The following is a 19,468-nucleotide window of genomic DNA, read 5'->3' as shown; positions in this document are numbered from 1 at the left end:
GCCACATTCGATACCGGCATCGACAATGAGTGGAACCCCAGCTTAGGCGTAAGAAAAGGATGGGCCGGACGCTCTTAAATCCACACGAAATGTCCCTTAATGCGACACGCCGCAAATCCACACGAAATGTCCCTTAAGCCCGCGAAGGGCACGCGGGGTGTTGGCCTGCGGCCACCAAGGAACGGGCCAAGGTCATCGGGTCCTGGGCAGCCATGATGGACTCACCGACGAGGATGGCATCAGCACCTTGCGAGGCATAAGACAGCACGTTGCGCGGGCTATTAACACCGCCCACCGCGATGCGAGTGATGCTCTCAGGAAGACCGGGCGAAATAGCAGAAAAGGCCTCCCGATTAATAGCATCGGAGGCCAATGACCACGCGTTGATCGCCACGACAGTTCCCCCTGCCTTGATAACGCGATCCACCTCGGCACAGGTGCGGACTTCCAGGATGGCGGTCATCCCGAGGGATTCCACGCGGTCGAGAAGTGACTCGAGGCGAGCTTGGCTGAGCAGCTCCACCTGCAAGGGAATCGCGTCTGCTCCATAGCACCGCGCCTCATGAATCTGATAGGGATCAACGATGGTGTCGCGGCACAGCATCGGTATGTCGACGGCGGCACGGGCGACCCGCATGTCCTCGAGTGACCCGTGGAAGCGGCGACGATCTGTCTGGCAGGCCATCACATGTACCCCTGCTTCCTCCAGGCTATGTGCAAGTTCTGCCACCGACTTCGGGCTATCCAAGTGGGCAATTTCACCGCCATAGGGCACGGCGCGCTTGATTTCTGTGATGATAGAGCATCCCGGGCGCAGCAGAGCTTTCGCGGCATCGCGTGGGGCGTCCATGTCGCGGGACCTTGCTTTGACTTCCTTGAACGGGACACGGGCCTCCCGCGCGGCTACATCAGCCAGCACTCCGGCCACAAGGTGATCGACGGCGATCGGGGTAGGCATGATTCCACCTCCCTTCCCCGAAGGAAACTCAAAGAAAGAAACAGGGGCGTTCGAGATCACATTTAGGCTAGCGCGCCCCCACCTCTAACTAGAAATCCGGGGCACCCGTTCCCCGCAACAGGGCCTTTCTCACTAGGCTCTCCATCACGTTGCGAGTGTTTAGGAGGAGCGGGGATCTGTGGGATCAATATCAGCATCCAGCGCGTCCCACATCACGCGGCCGGAATCTTGGGAGGTTTCGAGTTCTTCCTGTAGGCGCTCCTGCCGCACCGCCGGGGTTTCGTATTTGGCTGTGCGAGTTTTATCGGCACCCGGGTTGCTCGCCACCAGCACCGCACCAAAGAGCGCCAGGGCGGCGCCGACGAGAGCGAGAACTGGGCCCGCGATCGACGCGTCCGCGGTGAGGACGACGGCCCAATCGGAAATAGTCGTCGTATCCACGGAGGTATCGTTGGTCCCGCCTTGTAGAAGCTCCTGGGCACGCTCCGCCTCGGGGCCGGCAGTCAATAGCGCCGCCGGACGCCATCCCGCAGCCGCAGCAGCGAGGGCGGTGATGACGGAGACGATGCGCCGGCCGGTGCGCCGGAGAGCGAAGGCAGCCACGCCACCGGCTAGGACCACCACGCTCAGCGCGATGAGTTCAAGGGACCATAAGGAGCCGGACAGCTCCACCACGCTCGATCCGGCCTTATCGTCTTCGACCGCCGCCTTCACCCACGCCATGCGGGAGGATAGCCACAACAAGATGGCCCCGACCAACACTAGTACGGGTCCGCTGCGCTTAGCCATGATCTTCCTCCCCGAGAAGGGTTCGAGCGTCGAAACAGGTTCGGTCGCCGGTATGGCATGCCCCGCCGCGCTGACGTACGGTGAGCAAAATGGTGTCACCATCGCAATCTAGGCGCGCACCCACTACCTCTTGGGTATTGCCGGACGTCAGCCCCTTGATCCAATACTCTCGACGCGAGCGTGAGTAGTAGGTCCCGCGGCGCGTCGCCAGCGTGTAAGCCAGCGCGTGGTCATCCATCCACGCCAGCATGAGTACCTCACCACGTTCCGACTGCACGATGGCCGGGACTAGCCCCGCCTCATTGCGCTTGAGCTGCTGAGCAATGTCGTCACTCAGCTCATAGTCCCCGACGTTCGTGGTGCCGGCGGAGCCAGTGCTGTCCTCTGTCACTGTCGGACCTCCTTTCCCGCAGCAGCCAATGCCTGCTTGACCTCGGAAATCTCCACCTCGCCAAAGTGGAAGATACTAGCCGCGAGCACGGCATCCGCTCCGGCGTCGATAGCCGGTGGAAAGTGCTCGGCCTTCCCCGCCCCACCCGAGGCGATGATCGGCACCGAAACCGCCGCACGCACGGCCTCAATCAATTCGAGGTCGAAGCCCGCCTTGGTTCCGTCACCATCCATGGAGTTCAGCAGAATCTCGCCGACCCCCAATTCCTCGCCGCGCTTGGCCCATTCCACAGCGTCGATCCCCGCGGAGCGTGTGCCGCCATGCGTGGTGACCTCAAACCCGCTGGGAAAGCCCGCCGCACGGCGAGCATCGACGGACAACACGATGCACTGAGAACCAAACACATCCGCGAGTTCGCGCAACAACTCGGGGCGCGCAATGGCGGAAGAATTGACGGACACCTTGTCGGCACCAGCCCGCAAAAGCTCGCGAACGTCCTCCACCGACCGCACGCCGCCGCCGACGGTGAGCGGGATGAACACCTGATCAGCCGTGCGGCGAACGACGTCGAGCATGGTGCCGCGACCATCCTTGGAGGCGGAGACATCCAAGAATGTCAGCTCATCAGCGCCCAGCTGACCATAGCGAGCGGCCAGCTCCACTGGGTCGCCGGCATCACGCAGGTTTTCAAAGTTGACGCCTTTGACCACGCGGCCATTATCAACGTCCAGACACGGGATCACGCGCACGGCAAGCGCCATGGTGACAATCCTCCTCATAGCTAAAGGTGAGATGAACGGTAGTCCACTTGGGCCCACCGAACGGTGATGAACATAGTAGGAAAACGGTAAAACGGTAAAGAACAAGTCTGGGATTCAGCACCAGTGATGAGCACCGGTGCCAGCCCCCGGGACGGGAGCTAGCTAGCGGTCCCCACGGGGATTTCGAGCAATGGCCTCCAAAATCGTGGCATGCACCTGCGGGGTCCCGCCCACGAAGCCCTTCGAGTTTGCAGTCCACTCATTGCCCTCGGGGTCGCTCACGCGGCCACCGGCAGCCTTAATGATGAGCGCGCCCGCCGCGTTATCCCATGGGTGCGGCGAGAAATTCACTGCACCGTCGAACACGCCCTGAGCGACAAAGGCGTTGTCCAGCCCCACCGACCCCGTCATGCGGGGCCGCAGCCCGGTCTCGCGCAGGTCGTTGAAGAGGCTCGTGGGCAGGTGCGAGGAGCAACCCACGTGTCCGCGCGCTTCGTCGAATCCTAGGGCCTCTTCGCCTCCCCCGAACCCGGTCGCCGGGCCGCCGGTTGTACGCAGCGGCATCCCTTGCGCCGCAACAACACGGCGGTTCAACAATGGAAAGTCGGCGACGGCGACGACCGGCTTTGCGTCGTGCAGGAGCGAAACAAGAATGCCGCAGCACGGATTCCCAGCCGAGTAGTTCGCGGTTCCATCTACCGGATCCACAACCCACACCGTCTCTTCCAGGTTGCCACCGGACTCTTCGCCGAACACCGGAATGCCAGTGAGCTGGCCCAATGTCTGGCGCAACTGCTGTTCGATGAGCAGATCCACCTCGGTGGCAAAGTCGCCTTCGCCTTTGAAGCGCGCGGGTGCCGCGCCGAGGCCCCTGCGGAAGAGATCATCAACCTGGTCCACTGCGGCTTCCGCAAAGGCAACAAGTTCGCGCGGATCCGACGCTGAAGTTCCTGTCATCGGGGCCATAGGCCTACTTCTCCTCGATCGGGTCGATGTATTCCTCTCCTGGCAGCGGGGAAACCTCCGCAACGGCTGCAAGAGCCTCCTCCAAGGTAAAGCGCTCCTCATAGAGTGCCTTACCGATGATGGCGGAATCGATCCCCTCGTTCTCGTAAAGAGCCAACTCGCGCAGATCATCGAGCGTGGAAATACCGCCGGAGGCGGTCACCTTGGCGTCCGTGGCGGCCGCCACCTCACGCAGCAGCTCGATATTGGGGCCCTGGAGTGTGCCATCCTTCGACACATCCGTCACCACGAAACGGGTGCAACCCGCTGCGTCAAGGCGCTCGAGCACCTCCCAGAGGTCTCCGCCATCGGATACCCAGCCGTGACCGCGTGTACGCCACTCACCATCCACCATTCGGACGGCGAGGTCCACTGCAATGCGGTCGCCATGTTCTGCGAGGACCTTGGCAATCCATTCTGGGTTTTCCAGCGCGGCGGTTCCAATACTGACGCGGCGGGCACCAGTGGCCAGGGCTCGCGCCAAGGAATCGTCGTCCCGGATACCTCCGGTCAATTCCACGTCTAGATCCACGCTCGTCGTAATTTCAGCGAGCAGCTCGTGGTTGGAGCCACGACCGAAGGCGGCGTCCAAGTCCACCGCGTGCAACCACTGCGCGCCTTGGGCCTGCCATTTGAGGGCGGCCTCCCGCGGCGATCCATAGGACTTTTCGGTTCCTGCTTCTCCTTGGTCGAGGCGTACTGCCTGACCATCAACGACGTCAACCGCGGGCAACAGTGTAAAGCTCATGGTGGGTAGTCTACCTTTCACGCGGGCTCTTTAAAGCGTTCCAATCCAGTTCTTTAGCAGCTGCGAGCCCACGTCACCCGATTTCTCCGGGTGGAACTGCGTGGCCCACAATGCACCGTTTTCTACTGCGGCGACAAAGCGGTCACCGCCGTACTCAGACCACGCCACCTTCGGTGGCTCGGTAATCTCCGTCTCGAGCTCCCAGTTCCGCGCGGCATAAGAATGCACGAAGTAAAAGCGATCCTCCGCGCTCACGCCTTCGAACATGCGGCTTCCGCTAGGAAGCTCCACGGTGTTCCATCCCATGTGTGGGAGGACGGGAGCCTGTAAGCGGGAGACCTCCCCCGGCCACTCGCCGCAGCCTTCGGTGTGTACGCCGTGTTCGGTACCTGAGTCAAAAAGAATCTGCATACCCACACAGATTCCCAGGACGGGGCGCCCGCCAGCCAAGCGTTGGCCGATAATCCGTGGCCCCTGCGCGGCGCGCAGCCCCTCCATGCAGGCGGCGAAGGCCCCCACGCCAGGGACTAGGAGGCCATCGGCTTCCACGGCTGTCTTGGGGTCCGCGGTGACCGTCACGGTAGCGTCGACCCGCTCCAGCGCGCGCACTGCCGACCGGACATTGCCAGCGCCATAATCCAGGACTACAACGTCGTATGAGCTCATCGTGGCTCCTTTCCGGGCCTCCTCGGCCTTCTAATCCTGCGCAAGCGCGTTTGGATGTCATTAAGTTCGCTCACGCGGGTCTTGCCCAAGGCACGGTCAGCCACGGACATGAGCAGGCCAACCGCGATGATGGCGGCACCAGCCGCGAAGGCGCCAGCGTATCCGGACATAGCCACGACGGCGCCGAGAACCGTCGAACCAAGGCCGGTACCGCCGTCGTAAAAGATGTTCCACACCGCAGACCCCTCGGAGAGCCGCTCGCGTGGGAGGCGGTCGAACATCGACAACAGCGCCTCGTTTTGAACGATGCCGAAACCAGCACCGTAGATGACCGTGCCGAACACGAGCAGCCATACCGACCACTCTTGCCACAGCACGGCGGCGATAAGACCCACGCCCACAACCGAGGAAGCCTGGGCCGGAATCATGAGTGTGCCAGGCTTGCCCGCGCGGTCCGCCACAACACCGGCGACGTAGCGCGCAATCATGCCCGCGCCACCAATCACGGACAGCATGAAGCCGCCCAAGACCGCTCCGCGTTCGGGATCCAATTCGCGCACGGCCGGCGAAATGAAATTCGAGGCCACGCCGTAGCTCACGGAAAAACTCATCAACGCCAGTGCTGGAACGAGCACAAGCTTCCACATCGGGGCACGCGGCGTGGTATCCGACGGGTCCGGCGCCCCCACGGGCGCAGCCTTAATCTGTGGTACCAGGATACAGGTGAAGAAACCCAGCAGGCCGAGGCCGGCGGCCAAGAGGTACACCACGTTATAGTTGTACGCTGCGGCGACGGCAAGGCCGACAGGCAAGAACGCCATCTGGGCTGCACCAATAAACAACCCGAAGATACCGGTGGCCTTGCCCAGCAAACGCCGCGGCGTGATCTCCGCGATGAGAGCGTTCTCCGCCACTGTGAGAGCGCCGAAGCCGATGCCGCGCAGGGCGGAGAATCCCAGGGCGATCGGGGCGGCATCGCCCAGCATGTGTCCCAACGCCGGCAGCCCCAACAACAGTGCCGAGGCCGCCATGATCGGGCGGTAGCCAAAGATGCGCAGCAGCATCGGAGTCGCCATCTGGGTAAGCACCGTCGCCAACATGAACACGCCGGTGGTGGCACCTGCCAACGTGGCGGAACCACCGGAGTCCAGCACGGCCAGGGGCACCACCGGAAGCAGAACCGACCAGGCACCGAAGGCGGAAACCACCGCGATCATGGTTTCTCTAAAGCCGGCGACCTTCCATACGCTCTGCGGGGTGTGCTCCGTCACTTCGCTGCCACCCCCGCTGAGAAGATGTCAAGCATCCAGGCCAGCGCAGCGATCGCAGACACCGCCGCGAGCGCGCCTGCGACCACGGTCAGTAGCACCGAGCCATTCTGATAAGCCGCCCACGCGCCGCCGACGAGCAAACCGGTGACCAGAAAGAGAATGAGAACCAACACGTTCATAACGGCTTAGAGGGCTCCCTTCGTCGAAGGAATTCCGGTCACGCGCGGATCCCGCTCAGTAGCCTGACGCAGAGCGCGGGCCACCGCCTTGTACTCAGCCTCCGTGATGTGGTGTGGATCGCGGCCGTACCGCACGTTGACATGCAGAGTCGTCGCCGAGTGCGTGGCAAAGGTTTCGAAAAAGTGACGGTTGATCACCGTGGCGTAGTGCCCTCCGATGACCTGCCACTCCATGTTTTCCGGTTCGCCATTCATCACGAAGTAGGGGCGCCCAGAAATGTCGACGACGGCCTCCACCAGCGCCTCATCCATGGGCAGCAGCTGGGACCCGAAACGGCGGATACCGGACTTATCCCCCAGTGCTTCCAGGAAGGCACGGCCGAGAACAATCGCGGTGTCTTCGACGGTGTGGTGGGCATCGATGTCGATATCGCCGTCGGCGTGGACGCGAAGGTCAAAGGAGCCGTGGGTGCACACAGCATTCAGCATGTGGTCAAAGAACGGCAGGCCCGTCGAAATATCCGCTTGGCCGGTGCCATCGAGGTTGATTTCTACGGAGATCTTTGTCTCCCCAGTAACGCGCTCGGCGCGGCCAATGCGGTCGCCTCGGTCGTGGCGTGCAGCTTCATCAGCGCTCATCGTCCCCACGCTCCTCCTTCAAGTCGTGCCCCATAGGTGGGGCTCAGTTAATCATCTCTACTGTATCTGCCAAGTCCGCCGCGGCAGAAAGGAAGGCATCATTCTCTTCAGGCAGGCCAATCGTGGCGCGCAAGAGACCCGGTACACCGTTATCTCGGATCAAGACATCGCGGTCCAGGAACCCCTGCCACACCGCATGCTGATCGGCAAAGCGTCCGAAGGACACGAAGTTGGATTCGCTCGGAACGACGTAGAACCCGAGCTCTTGGAGCCGTGCGACAACCCGGTCCCGCTCCGCCGACAGCTTCGCCACGGTGCCCAAGGTCTCCTCCTTGTGTGCCAGAGCCACGGTGGCCGCGATCTGGGAGAGAACAGAGAGGTGATAGGGCAGGCGGACAAGCATGACGGCTTCCACGAAAGCCGGATCGGCCACGAAGTAGCCCAAGCGTCCGCCGGCGAAATCGAAGGCCTTGGACATCGTGCGCGAGACCACGAGCTTGGTCGGATATTTCTCCAGCAGTGTGGTGGCAGACGGCGAGGTCGAGAACTCCATGTAGGCCTCGTCCACGATGACGATGCCCGGCGCGGCCTGCACAATCTTCTCCACCAGGTCAATCGGAGTGACATCACCAGTGGGATTGTTCGGGGTGGTAATAAAGACGACGTCCGGACGGTGCTTGGCGACGGCCTCCAGCGCCTCTTTTTCCGCAATGCGGAAATCCTCGTTCCGCGGGCAGGAGATGAATTCGGTTTGCGTGCCCGCGCACAGGATGGGGTGCATGGAGTAGCTCGGTGTAAATCCCAGCGCGCTGCGCCCCGGCCCGCCGAAGGCCTGGAGCAGCTGTTGCAGAACCTCGTTGGAACCATTGGCCGCCCACACGTTGTCCGCGCTGACGCTCACGCCGGTCTGCTCGCTGACGTACTCCGCCAGCGCCGTGCGCAATTCGACGGCGTCGCGCTCTGGATAGCGGTTGAGCTCTCGGGCGTGCTTTTCGACGGCGGCCACGATGTCCCTGACCAACGCCTCCGACGGCGGGTAGGGGTTTTCGTTGGTGTTGAGCTGGTTGGTCACCGTCAGCTGCGGGGCTCCATAGGCGCTGGAACCGCGCAGTTCTTCGCGCAGGGGAAGATCCTTCAACTCAGCCATTGCTTTAAGCCTCTTCTTTCTGGGTATCTGGGGCATCGGCGAATCGTGCAGCAATTGCTTCACCGTGGGCGGGCAGTGCTTCCGCGGTGGCAAAGGCAATCACATTCTCCGCCACCACCCCGAGTGCTCCGCGGTCATATTCGATGAGGTTGACTGGGCGCAGGAAGGTGTGCGTCGACAGCCCAGCGCTAAACCGCGCGGTTCCTGAAGTGGGCAAAACGTGGTTGGAGCCGGCAGAGTAATCACCGAGCGGCACCGGCGAATAATCACCCACGAAAATGGCACCAGCGTGACGGATACGCTCCGCTACTGCCCGGGCATTGGCCGTGTGTACCTCCAAGTGCTCAGCGGCATAGGCGTCCGCGACAGCGATGCCTGCTTCGAGGTCATCGACCAACACGATGCCCGACTGTTCGCCGCGCAGCGCCTCGGCTGCGCGCTCGGCGTTCGCAGTGGCGGTGTAGCGCTGAGCTACCTCCGCGTCCACGGCGGCAGCAAGCTCCTCCGAATCTGTAATGAGCACGGAGGCAGCCATCGGATCATGCTCCGCCTGGGAAATGAGGTCATAGGCCACGTAGACGGGGTTGGCGGTCTCGTCGGCCAGGATGGCGATCTCGGTGGGGCCGGCTTCCGCATCGATGCCCACCACGCCGTGTACCGCGCGCTTGGCAGCAGCAACAAAGACATTGCCGGGGCCGGTGATGATGTCCACGGGTTCAAGAACATCCTCCCCCGTTGCGGGTTCATCGTCGCCGTAGGCCAGCAAGGCGATGGCTTGTCCACCACCGACTGCCCAGACATCGTCCACGCCGAGCATGTGACACGTGGCCAGCACCGTCGGGTGCGGCAGGCCGCCGAATTCCTTCTGCGGCGGGGAAGCCACAACCATCGCTTCGGCGCCCGCTTCTTGGGCAGGGACGGCATTCATGATGACGGAGGATGGGTACACAGCCTTGCCTCCTGGCACATACAGTCCTACCCGCTCAATGGGTTGAAAGACTTCGGTAACCGTTGCACCTGGCGCCAGCGTTGTCGTGTGTGGGGCCGGCTTCTGATCCGCGTGAACGGCGCGCACGCGCGTGATGGATTCTTCGATAGCTGCCCGGACCTGTGGGTCCAGTTCTTGGGCCGCCTTTTCGAGTTCCTCGTGCGGGACCCGCACCGCGGCGGGACGGATGCCATCGAATTTCTCACCAAAGTCGAGGGCCGCCGCAACACCACCTTCTCGAACCTTGTCCACCATGGGGATAACAGTGTCCATGACTGAGGAAACATCGGTTCCGCCTCGCGGCAGCACTCGGCGCAGGCGGGAGGTGGTGAGAGTCTCTCCGCGCAGGTCAATGGTTCGTAGCATGCTCAAGCCCCTTTTTATAATATGCAGCGGTTTCTATACCTTCCCATTACTATACCCGTGCCAAAAAGCCAGCGAGCTGGCAGGTGCAGGTTATAGAATGTGTCACTACTAACACGTTCCGGCACCCCGACTCGGCGAAGGGAGGCGGCGAGATGAGCAACGGCGCCGAAGGTAATGACAGCCACTCCACCTCGGATCTGCTTGCCCGTGTGGAGCACCTCGCACACCGCGAAAGCCTCCACTGCATCCGGGTCAGCGCGCACGAACTCCTCTTCCCCCATCCTCCGCTTGGGGAGACCCGTGCCTTTATGGATACCGAGGGCGAGCCCATTTTGCGTTTCTGCACCACCCACCATGGTGTCTTGAACTTCGGCGATATCCCCGCGCTCAGCGAGTTCGTCAACGACTGGAACCACGATTGTCTTTCGCCGCAGCTCGTGCTCAATTATTCCTCCCCGACCGAGGTCGAGGTATGGGGTCACTCCTTCCTCGTGGTCCACCAGAAACCCACGGCGGCCCAGCTCTCCGCCTCTGTCGTTCCTGCGCTGCACAACGCGTCGGCCTGCCTCGAGGAATTAGCGGATTATTTCCCCATTTTGACGCTTCCCCGCCCGGCGGCTCCGGAAGAACAGATAGAACTCGACGGCCCCGTCGGCGCAGTCGATACCGCTCGTCTCGGGGAGCTTTTACCCGCCCTCGGTATTACGCGTTTCCAAGCAGATGCGGAAGAGGCCGTCTACGCGTGGATTAACGATGTCCTCTTTGCCTTCGCCATCGACTCCGGGCCGAGCCTCATCATTAAAGGCCATTGGGATCCCAACCTGCCAGGCAGCGAGTTCTCCAAAATTTTCCTCATCTGCAATGACTGGAACCGCACCAACCACTCGGCTTCTGCCTTCTGCCACTCCAACGTCGATGGCTTGCAGGTGCGCATTGACTACGCCGTCATGACGGGTGCCGGGCTTTCCGACGCCCAATTGATCACCGCCCTAGGCCGCGGCATCAAACACGTCCTCCACGGCATCGATGACATTTCACGCGATGCTGTGGGCTCCTCCCCCGTCGCCTGGCCCTAAGGAGCCTCTGCCTCAGCCGCCATTGTCTCCGCTTCGACGTCCACGGCGCGAGGAGGATCGACAAATACCGCGGACCAGTACGCAAACATGGCCATGAACGGCCCCACGAGCCAGGCGATGCCGGGCGAGAATTTAGGCACGAACTCCACAAATTCTCCGGGATCGTCCGGGATACTCGTTGCGGTAGCTCCACCAAAGACGTAGAACGACGCCGCGCCGGCTAACGACGCCAGGGCTACCCACAGCAATACCCCGACGCCGCGGTAGCGCTCGCCGCACCGATAGGCAATAAGCCCCAACGCCATGCCCAGGGCACCGGTAATGAGTACAAAAGTAATGTAGGAATCAAACTGAACGTTAGCAACGTTGCGTAGGGCATAGCCGCCGCCGTCGTCGACACGGCGACCCTCAAGAGTGGGGCGCCACAATCCCCAGGCGGCGCCCACCCCAGAAAACCCGAGGAGCGCTAACGCGAGCAACCCCGCACCAAATCCGATGGCGCGGGGTATGCGAAAGCTAGGTGCACACAGTGCAGGCACGATATGTTCTAGCCGCAGAAGGTCCAGTTACCGTTCTCACGCTTGAAGCGCATGGTGGAGCTGTCCACGCCCTTGCTGGTGTTGACGTTCACGGTTGCGGATGCATCGTCACCGTTGACCACGACATCGTTGATGGACTCAACACCGGTCTTGGACCAGTCGAAGCCCTCCATCTGCGAGGTGTCCTGGCCGGCTGCCGCCATCATGTCCTTGAGCTGGTTCATCGGAACATCCGGAACCTGGTTGTAGTCCACCTGGTCAAGGCCAGAGTTCGGGTCGTTACGCACTTCAGCACAGGTGTGCTCTGGGAGGTACTTCACGAAGGAACGCATGGTCTGCTGCTCATACATGCCACGGACCAGCCCATTGATGCCGTCGATGTCTTCCTGGCTTGCAGCCTCACCCTGGACCGGCTCAACCTTCGGCATGCTCTGGAACGGATCCACACCGTTCTCGAAGGGGTTAGCCATGGCCTGGTTATCGCCGCCCTCGGGGTTCTCCCCTTCCGGCTTCGGATCGGCGTTCTCGCCGTCCTTATTCTCTTCGCCTTCCTTCTGGTCTTCCCCCTCCTTCTTTTCAGAATCCTTATCCTCCGGCTTCTCCTCGGAGGTCTTCTCCTTGGACTCCGTCGTGGTGGTGGTGGTCTTCACCGCGGAGGAAGCGGTGTCGGTAGCGTTCTCGTCATCGGAACCGCAAGCAGCCAAGGAGAGCGGCGCGACGAGCGCAACAGCGATGAGGGACTTCTTGGCAGGTGTCAGAAAAGACAAGGGATAACTCCTAATATCTATAGAGAGCGATAGTAAGAGCCACGCTAGGCGCGGCAGTTGCTCTTGGGCACTTCACATAACCCTAACAAGGCATGATTGTATAAACCCTACACTTCACCTTGAAGCTTCCTGTGAGCCACGCTTGGTGTTTTTCCGCGCCGCGTAGAGTGGGTTGTTGTGCACCTTTCTCGCGATGCTATCGTTTCCACCGCCCTCGAGCTTTTGACACACTACGGGCTTGCCGACGTCACCATGCGCCGAGTTGCCACCAACCTCGGCGTTGCGCCCGGCGCGCTGTACTGGCACGTGTCCAATAAGCAATCGCTCATCGCCGCAATGACCTCCGAGATCCTCTCCCCCGTTACGGGAAAAACCACAACGGAGTTGGTCAGCTCCCTACATAGGGAACTCACGCGCTGGCGCGACGGTGCCGAAGTCGCCATAGCAGGTGCCGCTTTCCCCGAATCCTCAGCAAGTTCTGACTTGGAGGAGCTGTTCACCTCCGCATTGAAGCAGGAAACCCCCGGGGCATCACCGGAGGATATTGGCGTCGCCGCCCGCGCTCTCATCCATTACGTCCTGGGAGCGACCTTCATGGAGCAATCCCGCGAACAGCTCAGTGGGGCGTCGCCAAGCGCAGCTCCTTCAGCGCCGAATGCCGTGTCAGGCGTTGACACCTTAGTGCGCGCCGCAGAACTCATGGTCGCGGGTTTACGCACGCTGTGAACCGATCGCGTGCATCGGAATTGACTAAACTAAGCCTCATGACTGAGACCCGTGCTGATATAACGCCATCTCGCCAGGTGTGGCCTGGTTCCCCCTCCCCACTCGGCTCCACCTTCGATGGGGCCGGAACCAATTTTGCTATTTTTTCCGAGATCGCCGAGAAGGTCGAGCTCTGCCTCATCGATCAAAACGGCAACGAAGAACGCATTGAACTGATCGAAATCACCGCCCACGTCTGGCACGCTTACCTTCCCAACATCAGCCCTGGGCAGCGCTACGGCTACCGCATCCATGGCCCCTATGAGCCGGAACATGGCCTGCGCTGCGATCCGTCGAAGCTGCTCGTCGATCCTTATGCTCGCGCTTTCGACGGCGACTTTGATGGCGATGCCTCCTTGTACTCCTACGATATCTTCGCGGACGAGCCCGGCACCGGGCGCAACGAGGATGATTCCCTGGGCCACACGATGCTGTCGGTGGTGATTAACCCCTTCTTCGAGTGGCACGGCGACAACCGCCCCCACACCCCGGATAACGAGACCATCATCTACGAAGCCCACGTCAAGGGCATGACGATGACGCACCCGGATGTTCCGGAAGAGCTGCGCGGCACCTATGCGGGCATGGCTCACCCGGCCATTATCAACTACTTCAAGGACCTGGGTGTGACAGCCGTCGAGCTGCTGCCAGTCCACCAGTTCCTGCAGGATGATCGGCTGCGCCAGCTGGGGCTGCGCAACTACTGGGGCTATAATACCTTCGGCTTCTTCGCGCCCCATGCGGATTATGCCTACGCCAAGAAGCCCGGCGAGGTGGTCGCCGAGTTCAAGGCCATGGTTCGCGCCTACCACGAGGCCGGCATCGAAATCATCCTCGACGTTGTCTACAACCACACCGCCGAGGGCAACCACATGGGGCCGACCATTGCTTTCCGCGGCATTGATAACCACGCCTATTACCGCTTGGTTGATGACAACCCCGAGCACTACATGGACTACACCGGCACCGGTAACTCTCTTAATGTCCGCCACCCGCACTCCCTCCAGTTGATCATGGATTCGCTGCGCTACTGGGTAACGGAAATGCGCGTGGACGGCTTCCGGTTTGACTTGGCCTCCACGCTGGCACGCGAGCTCGATGACGTCGACAAGCTGGCCACCTTCTTCGATCTGGTCCAACAGGACCCAGTAGTTTCCAAGGTCAAGCTCATCGCCGAGCCCTGGGACGTGGGCCATAACGGCTACCAGGTTGGTAATTTCCCGCCCATTTGGAGCGAGTGGAACGGCAAGTACCGCGACACCGTCCGTGACTTTTGGCGCGGCGAGCCGTCGACGATGGGTGAGTTTGCCTCGCGCCTGACCGGATCTTCCGACCTCTACGCCAACAACGGCCGCCGCCCCACCGCGTCCATCAACTTCATCACCGCGCACGATGGCTTCACGCTGCGTGATTTGGTCTCCTACAACGAAAAGCACAATGCCGAAAACGGGGAAGACAACCGCGACGGTGAATCCCACAACCGCTCCTGGAACCACGGTGTGGAAGGCCCCACTGACGACGAAGAGATTAAGAAGCTTCGCCGCCGCCAGGTGCGTAACTTCCTCACCACTCTTCTGTTGTCCCAGGGCACCCCGATGCTGTGCCACGGCGATGAGCTGGGCCGCACCCAGGGTGGCAACAACAATGTGTACTGCCAAGACAACGAGATTTCGTGGATCGATTGGTCGATGTTGGAGCAAGAGAAGAACATCGCCATGCACGGCTTTACCAAGCGCCTGATTAACATCCGCAAGAATCACCCGGTGTTCCGTCGCCAGCGTTTCTTGGCCGGCGGACCCTTCGGTTCTGAGGTGAAGGACCGAGATATTGCGTGGCTGGTTCCCTCCGGCAAGCTGATGAGCCCGGAAGACTGGGACTTTGAGTTCGGTAAGGCGCTTATGGTCTACCTCAACGGCAACGCGATTACGGAGACGACTGCCCGCGGTGAGCGCATCACGGATGATTCCTTCATCATGATTTTCAACGCCCACCACGAGGAGATCGAGTTCACGCTGCCGAAGAAGGACTTGGGTGCTAGCTGGCGTCTCATCGTGGATACGTCTGACTCGGGTGGCTACCCAGATGAAGAAAAGCTCATCGCGGCTGAGGGATCCATCGTGGTGCAACCACGCACGTCGCTCATCCTCCGCCAGACTGAGCCGCCGGTTTTCGATGACATCGATGAGTCCGCCGGAACAGACGAGAACTAGACTGCTCCTTTAGCACCTACGCTCCGCTCCCCTGTCCTGAAAGGAATCTGTGTCCTATACCGCCCATGGCGCTGTCATTGATGTCACCGCCGATGCCCTCACGTTCCGCCGCTCCCAGCTTGCTGCGTCCCTCGGCGCACTGGCCCACGAGACTCTCTCTGTGGCCGATGCCACGAGCGTGGAGTGCACGGCACCATCGGCCACGGGCTTCGGGCAGGTCGTGGTGCGCGGCACGGTCGATGCTGCGGGGAATGCTGGGGACACGGTCATCCGCTTCGCCCCAGGCCAGGACGCGGAGGCCTTCGCACAGGCGGTCAAGGCCGCCCTCCGCGGCGAAGCGCCGGCGACCAGTAGCCGAGTTGACGGGCTGAATTTCACCGCTGTCGATGTGGAAACCGCTAACGACAACTGGGGGTCGGTCTGCCAAATCGGCGCGGTCCGCTTCCGCGATGGTGAAGAAACCGAGTCCCGCACGTGGCTGTGTACTCCCCCGCCGGGTTTGGAGCACTTCGACGATGTCAACATCAGTATCCACGGCATCACAGCAGACGACGTCGCCGGTGCTTCCCCCTTCGCGGACGCCGCTGCCGAGCTCTTCGAGTTCCTCGGTTCCGACACGTTGGTCGCCCACAACGCGCAATTCGATTCCACTGCCTTGCGCAGTGGCCTCAAGAAGGCGGCGGCTCCAGTCCCAGAAGTGCGCCTGGCATGTTCGCTAGCGCTGGCTCGCGACGCCTCCCGTGCCGGCGTTATCGACGTGGCCAACCATAAGCTTCCCACCGTTGCTTCCTACATTGGCGCCGAAGATTTTCAGCACCACGAGGCCACGGCGGATGCCCGCGCCGCTGGGGAAATTGTCAGCGCCTTGGCTCAACGTTTTGGCCATTCCGGCTCCATTGAAGAGTTGTTCTCTACCCGCGAGTTTGCACTAGGAACCTTAAGCGAGGAGGCGGTTATCCCTGTCCTCCGCGCCAACACCGCACCGCTTTCCGCCGCAGACCTAGGCGCGGGTACAGATTTCCGCGACAACACCCGCATGGCGGGTGCTACCTCAGGTGCGCAGAAGAAGCGCTCATCCTCGCAGGAGCGCCGCGGGCCGGCCCCGTGGCAGTCCGTGTCCACCCCGGACACCATCCCGGATCCGAACCCCGATGCCGACCCGGAAGGCGCGTTGTTTGGCCAGAATGTCACCCTCACCGGTGACTTTGAGCCTTTCGACAAGGGCTTGTTGTGGTCCAAGATCGCTGAGCGCGGCGGCCAGGTGGGCAAAAACGTCACGAAGAAGACCACCATCCTCGTCGTGGGCCAGTGGGCCACCAAGACGTCGAAGGAAAAGCGTGCCGAAGAGCTGCAAAGCAACGGCCAGGACATCGCCATCTGGCAGTCCGACAAGCTCTTAGAGGAACTGCAGCTCGACGAAGCCCCACCGTTCTAGGCAGTAAAAGGCGCTAGGGCGCGAGAGTATCCAGGCTCTAGCGCGCGGTGAATTTTCTCTTCTCCGGTGGGAACCTATGGGCGCAAGACACAGTCCAATAAAGGCAAGGAATCCGCACTAGCCTACCTTTCACGGAGACGAACACATGACCATCGCGCTGCCCACCTCGCTTCACGTCGATCACCTGCTCCCTTCGCTCTGCCCGAGCGAAGAGCTCAACGGAATTAAGCTGTGCGATGATGGCTTCGGCGACTCGCCCGCGCGCATCCAGCTCTCGCGGACGCTATCGATGTCCATGGTGCATGGCACGGGTGCCGAAACCAAGCGCGTGAGCCAGCGTGCATTGGACGATCTGGGCCTGACTACGCGCCAGGCGTGGGATACCGCAGCGCTTAATCTTCAACGCTGTGCGTTAACACAGCAGGGACTGCGTTTCTTTACCCGGCCAGCCGAGCACAGTCTCAGCGGTGCTGAAGGCAGCCTCGAGGTGCGCGTGCACCGCTGCACCGTATCGTCGTGGTTGGCGCATCCGCAGGCCTTCGTTATCCTGGATAATCATCTGAAACGCTTGAGCCAAGCCACGAGTATTACCTACCTCGTTCCTGATGCGCACACCCTCTACGCGCTGCTTAACGTTTCCCCACAGCGAGCGACGGAACTGGCCTGTCGCGCGGCCGAGTTGCGCCCGCGCCATCGTCCCCCGCTGAGCCTGCAACCACTAGTATTGGCTAACGGCTTCCCTCTCGAGGTGTAGATACGCCTCACTTCATTCTCGCCGTGGCCGAAAGGAGTCACGTTCTTCACGATGCCTGAATCATCCATGTCCCGCCTAGGCAACCAGTATCACTCCTGGGTACGCGCGCACCCCACCGCGGCGCAAGACTTCCGCGACGCCATCGAAGACTTATTGAATGACGCCGGAATTATCTTCGACCGCGTGGCCACCCGCGTAAAACAATGGCCGTCGCTCAAGGCCAAGGCGAAGAAGCGTCGGGAAAACGGCGAGCTCATGTATCCGAACCCGTGGGAGGATATTCACGATGTCTTGGGCGTGCGGATTACTGTCTTCCACTCCACGGTTATCCCAGAGGCCCTTGAGGTTTTAGGAGAGACCTTTACCGTGCTTCGCTCAGTGGATAAGGCAGCGGAGACGCGAATTTCCGGTGGCTTTGGTTATGGCTCCCATCACTTGGTACTGACGGTGTCGGAGGATAGCGCCGCCACGCTGGAGGAACTTGAGCCTTATATCGGCTGGACCTTCGAGATTCAGATTCGCACCGTGCTCCAACACGCGTGGGCCGAGTTCGAACACGATATCCGCTACAAACAGGGCCCGAATCCGCCATCCCCACAGGTCGATCGGCTCTTTACGCTCGCCGCAGGCCTCATTGAGCTGGCGGACCAGCAATTCGATGAAATCGCCGCGCTCAAGGCACCCAGCTCTGAGGCCGGAGACGACGTCGAGATCACAGCCGAAACCCTCCCCGGCGTCCTCGCCATTATTCTGGGCAGCCGCTTCCCACGTTCGCGTTCGGAACACTATCGCTTCCTTGCCGAGCTGCTGGAGAACAACGGCATCACACACTTGAGCCAGCTCAGGCAACTGCTCGATGATGACGACATCGCCCACGTTCACGACGCCATGCGCTACCGCTTCCGCCCAGGCCAGGTCAGGCTTATCGACGACCTCCTGCTCAACAAATTCGGCGCCCACCACATCGAAGCCACCGCCGATGCCGGCGACCGCAGGGACCGCAAGCGCCGTTTGAATGCACGGCTGAAGGCCTTAAAGAACTTCCGGAATCATTAGCGGAATCCTCCGCGGAACTTCTCCATCTGCCGGCGCTCCTTCTTCGTGGGGCGGCCAGCACCCCGCGGGCGAACCGGGACGGAGGGCATGAACTCCTTCGGCGGTGGCGGCGGGGCATGGTCGATGTAACAGGTGCGCGCAATCGGGGCGCCGACGCGCTTGGACACGGTAGCAAGCACCTCAAGGTCATGCTCGTGATGGTTGCGCCACACGCGCACGCGGTCGCCGGGCACAACCTGCTGCGCGGGCTTGGTGGCGTTGCCGTTGAGTTTGACGTGCCCGGCGCGCACGGCGGTGGCGGCTTCCGAGCGGGTCTTGAACATGCGCACGGACCAGACCCAAGCATCAATGCGTACGGGCCGCCCGTCGGGCTGATTCACCATGGGTGTTTTATAGGTTGTGGTTCTCGTTGACGATCTTCTGGATTTTCACCCAGTTGTACACACCACCCACCACGGCAACGATGAGGCCAATCGCCATGAAAGTCCAGAATCCGGTGAGCGCCCAGCCCAAGAGGACACCGCCGGCGACGCCGCCCACGACGCAGATAGCGCCGTTGCGGGCGTGGGTGCGCACGGCTTGCTTGCGTTGCTCAATGGAGTTGTTGGGGCGTCGCTGCATAGTCATGAGGCTTATTCTACATGGCCAAAAACTCGCGGCCTTCTCGCGGCCTTAAAGCTCCACCCAGGCAGTTCCAGCTTCCTTCGGCTCTACCCCACCCTGGGTCAGCGCGGCGAGCGTCGCCGCGAGCTCCTCCTCGCCGCCGGGTTCCACAGACACGGTGAAGGTCACAGCCTGGCCGTAGGCGGTATCCACCATGTCCACGCCACGGTTGCGCAACTCCGCCTCCAGCCGCCCGGCCTCCGCGTGGGAGACTTCGACGGTATAGAGCTCGCGCAAGGCACGCGTGACGGGCTCAACCTGCTCCATCGCCTCGCTGACGGCGCCGCCATAGGCG

The 19,468-nt window shown here is 61.6% G+C and carries 23 protein-coding genes; 6 read left to right on the top strand and 17 right to left on the bottom strand.

Annotated features, from left to right (window positions below):
* Positions 1-133 precede the first annotated feature (133 nt).
* From RDN59_RS07805 to hisD, 12 genes are all read right to left on the bottom strand, one after another.
* Positions 134-958 (bottom strand): indole-3-glycerol-phosphate synthase, encoded by an 825-nt coding sequence (locus RDN59_RS07805; RefSeq protein ID WP_308607338.1) that lies wholly within the window; start codon positions 956-958, stop codon positions 134-136.
* Between the two features lie 159 nt (positions 959-1,117).
* Complete coding sequence (locus RDN59_RS07800) at positions 1,118-1,747, bottom strand: TIGR02234 family membrane protein (RefSeq protein WP_308607337.1); 630 nt, start codon at positions 1,745-1,747, stop codon at positions 1,118-1,120.
* A complete protein-coding gene (gene hisI / locus RDN59_RS07795) occupies positions 1,740-2,138 on the bottom strand; it encodes a phosphoribosyl-AMP cyclohydrolase (protein WP_374044596.1) in 399 nt (132 codons plus the stop codon). The genes RDN59_RS07800 and hisI overlap by 8 nt, the downstream gene beginning before the upstream one ends.
* The gene (hisF, locus tag RDN59_RS07790; protein WP_046648005.1) at positions 2,135-2,899 is read right to left on the bottom strand and encodes an imidazole glycerol phosphate synthase subunit HisF; all 765 of its coding nucleotides are present in this window, start codon (positions 2,897-2,899) and stop codon (positions 2,135-2,137) included. Before hisF ends, hisI begins: the two co-directional genes overlap by 4 nt.
* Before the next feature lie 162 nt (positions 2,900-3,061).
* Entirely contained in the window at positions 3,062-3,865 is an 804-nt protein-coding gene (locus RDN59_RS07785) for an inositol monophosphatase (protein WP_308607336.1), read from the bottom strand.
* Between the two features lie 4 nt (positions 3,866-3,869).
* Positions 3,870-4,652 carry a bifunctional 1-(5-phosphoribosyl)-5-((5-phosphoribosylamino)methylideneamino)imidazole-4-carboxamide isomerase/phosphoribosylanthranilate isomerase PriA gene (gene priA / locus RDN59_RS07780; protein WP_308607335.1) on the bottom strand — a complete coding sequence of 261 codons (783 nt, stop codon included), beginning with the start codon at positions 4,650-4,652 and terminating at the stop codon, positions 3,870-3,872.
* A gap of 30 nt (positions 4,653-4,682) precedes the next feature.
* Positions 4,683-5,318 (bottom strand): imidazole glycerol phosphate synthase subunit HisH, encoded by a 636-nt coding sequence (hisH, locus tag RDN59_RS07775; protein ID WP_308607334.1) that lies wholly within the window; start codon positions 5,316-5,318, stop codon positions 4,683-4,685.
* Positions 5,315-6,535, bottom strand: coding sequence for an MFS transporter (locus RDN59_RS07770; RefSeq protein WP_308607339.1), 1,221 nt, complete (start codon positions 6,533-6,535; stop codon positions 5,315-5,317). Before RDN59_RS07770 ends, hisH begins: the two co-directional genes overlap by 4 nt.
* Positions 6,536-6,585: 50 nt before the next feature.
* Positions 6,586-6,768, bottom strand: coding sequence for a hypothetical protein (locus RDN59_RS07765; RefSeq protein ID WP_070515705.1), 183 nt, complete (start codon positions 6,766-6,768; stop codon positions 6,586-6,588).
* A 6-nt stretch (positions 6,769-6,774) separates the two neighbouring features.
* A complete protein-coding gene (gene hisB, locus RDN59_RS07760; protein ID WP_308607333.1) occupies positions 6,775-7,407 on the bottom strand; it encodes an imidazoleglycerol-phosphate dehydratase HisB in 633 nt (210 codons plus the stop codon).
* Positions 7,408-7,450: 43 nt separating this feature from the next.
* On the bottom strand, positions 7,451-8,554 hold the full coding sequence (locus tag RDN59_RS07755) for a histidinol-phosphate transaminase (protein WP_308607332.1): 1,104 nt from the start codon (positions 8,552-8,554) through the stop codon (positions 7,451-7,453).
* Between the two features lie 4 nt (positions 8,555-8,558).
* On the bottom strand, positions 8,559-9,908 hold the full coding sequence (gene hisD / locus RDN59_RS07750; protein WP_308607331.1) for a histidinol dehydrogenase: 1,350 nt from the start codon (positions 9,906-9,908) through the stop codon (positions 8,559-8,561).
* Between the two features lie 152 nt (positions 9,909-10,060).
* On the opposite strand from hisD, the gene RDN59_RS07745 reads away from it, so the two are divergent.
* On the top strand, positions 10,061-10,984 hold the full coding sequence (locus tag RDN59_RS07745) for a YbjN domain-containing protein (RefSeq protein ID WP_308607330.1): 924 nt from the start codon (positions 10,061-10,063) through the stop codon (positions 10,982-10,984).
* Here the strand turns inward: RDN59_RS07745 and RDN59_RS07740 are convergent.
* Both RDN59_RS07740 and RDN59_RS07735 read right to left on the bottom strand, forming a co-directional pair.
* Complete coding sequence (locus tag RDN59_RS07740) at positions 10,981-11,412, bottom strand: hypothetical protein (RefSeq protein ID WP_308607329.1); 432 nt, start codon at positions 11,410-11,412, stop codon at positions 10,981-10,983. The genes RDN59_RS07745 and RDN59_RS07740 overlap by 4 nt on opposite strands.
* Positions 11,413-11,531: 119 nt before the next feature.
* Positions 11,532-12,290, bottom strand: a complete 759-nt coding sequence (locus RDN59_RS07735) for a hypothetical protein (protein WP_308607328.1) — start codon at positions 12,288-12,290, stop codon at positions 11,532-11,534.
* Positions 12,291-12,467: 177 nt separating this feature from the next.
* On the opposite strand from RDN59_RS07735, the gene RDN59_RS07730 reads away from it, so the two are divergent.
* The 5 genes from RDN59_RS07730 to RDN59_RS07710 all read left to right on the top strand — a co-directional run bounded on the left by RDN59_RS07730 (position 12,468) and on the right by RDN59_RS07710 (position 18,510).
* Positions 12,468-13,016 (top strand): TetR family transcriptional regulator, encoded by a 549-nt coding sequence (locus tag RDN59_RS07730; protein ID WP_308607327.1) that lies wholly within the window; start codon positions 12,468-12,470, stop codon positions 13,014-13,016.
* 38 nt (positions 13,017-13,054) lie between these two features.
* Positions 13,055-15,265, top strand: a complete 2,211-nt coding sequence (gene glgX, locus RDN59_RS07725; RefSeq protein ID WP_308607326.1) for a glycogen debranching protein GlgX — start codon at positions 13,055-13,057, stop codon at positions 15,263-15,265.
* Between the two features lie 49 nt (positions 15,266-15,314).
* Positions 15,315-16,700, top strand: a complete 1,386-nt coding sequence (locus tag RDN59_RS07720; RefSeq protein ID WP_308607325.1) for an exonuclease domain-containing protein — start codon at positions 15,315-15,317, stop codon at positions 16,698-16,700.
* Between the two features lie 145 nt (positions 16,701-16,845).
* Complete coding sequence (locus tag RDN59_RS07715; RefSeq protein ID WP_070546797.1) at positions 16,846-17,454, top strand: hypothetical protein; 609 nt, start codon at positions 16,846-16,848, stop codon at positions 17,452-17,454.
* A 51-nt stretch (positions 17,455-17,505) separates the two neighbouring features.
* Positions 17,506-18,510, top strand: a complete 1,005-nt coding sequence (locus tag RDN59_RS07710; RefSeq protein WP_308607324.1) for a GTP pyrophosphokinase family protein — start codon at positions 17,506-17,508, stop codon at positions 18,508-18,510.
* Here the strand turns inward: RDN59_RS07710 and RDN59_RS07705 are convergent.
* From RDN59_RS07705 to RDN59_RS07695, 3 genes are all read right to left on the bottom strand, one after another.
* Positions 18,507-18,893, bottom strand: coding sequence for an RNA-binding S4 domain-containing protein (locus tag RDN59_RS07705; RefSeq protein ID WP_010190494.1), 387 nt, complete (start codon positions 18,891-18,893; stop codon positions 18,507-18,509). The two genes, RDN59_RS07710 and RDN59_RS07705, sit on opposite strands and share 4 nt — an antisense overlap.
* A 7-nt stretch (positions 18,894-18,900) precedes the next feature.
* The gene (locus RDN59_RS07700) at positions 18,901-19,137 is read right to left on the bottom strand and encodes a hypothetical protein (protein ID WP_308607323.1); all 237 of its coding nucleotides are present in this window, start codon (positions 19,135-19,137) and stop codon (positions 18,901-18,903) included.
* A 45-nt stretch (positions 19,138-19,182) separates the two neighbouring features.
* Positions 19,183-19,468 (bottom strand): DUF1949 domain-containing protein (locus RDN59_RS07695; RefSeq protein ID WP_308607322.1); only part of this gene is annotated, 286 nt, incomplete at its 5' end.

It is taken from the genome of uncultured Corynebacterium sp. (assembly GCF_902489365.1).
Lineage (GTDB): Bacteria > Actinomycetota > Actinomycetes > Mycobacteriales > Mycobacteriaceae > Corynebacterium.
Note: the sequence above shows the minus strand (reverse complement) of the source record. Positions and strands in the feature narration are given on the sequence as shown.

Bases quoted from the DNA above. Each gene is read 5' to 3' on its own strand.
- hisH (WP_308607334.1), bottom strand. From the start codon at position 5,318: ATGAGCTCATACGACGTTGTAGTCCTGGATTATGGCGCTGGCAATGTC.
- glgX (WP_308607326.1), top strand. From the start codon at position 13,055: ATGACTGAGACCCGTGCTGATATAACGCCATCTCGCCAGGTGTGGCCT.
- RDN59_RS07800 (WP_308607337.1), bottom strand. From the start codon at position 1,747: ATGGCTAAGCGCAGCGGACCCGTACTAGTGTTGGTCGGGGCCATCTTG.
- priA (WP_308607335.1), bottom strand. From the start codon at position 4,652: ATGAGCTTTACACTGTTGCCCGCGGTTGACGTCGTTGATGGTCAGGCA.
- hisD (WP_308607331.1), bottom strand. From the start codon at position 9,908: ATGCTACGAACCATTGACCTGCGCGGAGAGACTCTCACCACCTCCCGC.
- RDN59_RS07705 (WP_010190494.1), bottom strand. From the start codon at position 18,893: ATGGTGAATCAGCCCGACGGGCGGCCCGTACGCATTGATGCTTGGGTC.
- RDN59_RS07710 (WP_308607324.1), top strand. From the start codon at position 17,506: ATGCCTGAATCATCCATGTCCCGCCTAGGCAACCAGTATCACTCCTGG.
- hisF (WP_046648005.1), bottom strand. From the start codon at position 2,899: ATGGCGCTTGCCGTGCGCGTGATCCCGTGTCTGGACGTTGATAATGGC.
- RDN59_RS07805 (WP_308607338.1), bottom strand. From the start codon at position 958: ATGCCTACCCCGATCGCCGTCGATCACCTTGTGGCCGGAGTGCTGGCT.
- RDN59_RS07700 (WP_308607323.1), bottom strand. From the start codon at position 19,137: ATGACTATGCAGCGACGCCCCAACAACTCCATTGAGCAACGCAAGCAA.
- RDN59_RS07765 (WP_070515705.1), bottom strand. From the start codon at position 6,768: ATGAACGTGTTGGTTCTCATTCTCTTTCTGGTCACCGGTTTGCTCGTC.
- RDN59_RS07745 (WP_308607330.1), top strand. From the start codon at position 10,061: ATGAGCAACGGCGCCGAAGGTAATGACAGCCACTCCACCTCGGATCTG.
- RDN59_RS07755 (WP_308607332.1), bottom strand. From the start codon at position 8,554: ATGGCTGAGTTGAAGGATCTTCCCCTGCGCGAAGAACTGCGCGGTTCC.
- hisB (WP_308607333.1), bottom strand. From the start codon at position 7,407: ATGAGCGCTGATGAAGCTGCACGCCACGACCGAGGCGACCGCATTGGC.
- RDN59_RS07770 (WP_308607339.1), bottom strand. From the start codon at position 6,535: ATGATCGCGGTGGTTTCCGCCTTCGGTGCCTGGTCGGTTCTGCTTCCG.
- RDN59_RS07715 (WP_070546797.1), top strand. From the start codon at position 16,846: ATGACCATCGCGCTGCCCACCTCGCTTCACGTCGATCACCTGCTCCCT.
- RDN59_RS07785 (WP_308607336.1), bottom strand. From the start codon at position 3,865: ATGGCCCCGATGACAGGAACTTCAGCGTCGGATCCGCGCGAACTTGTT.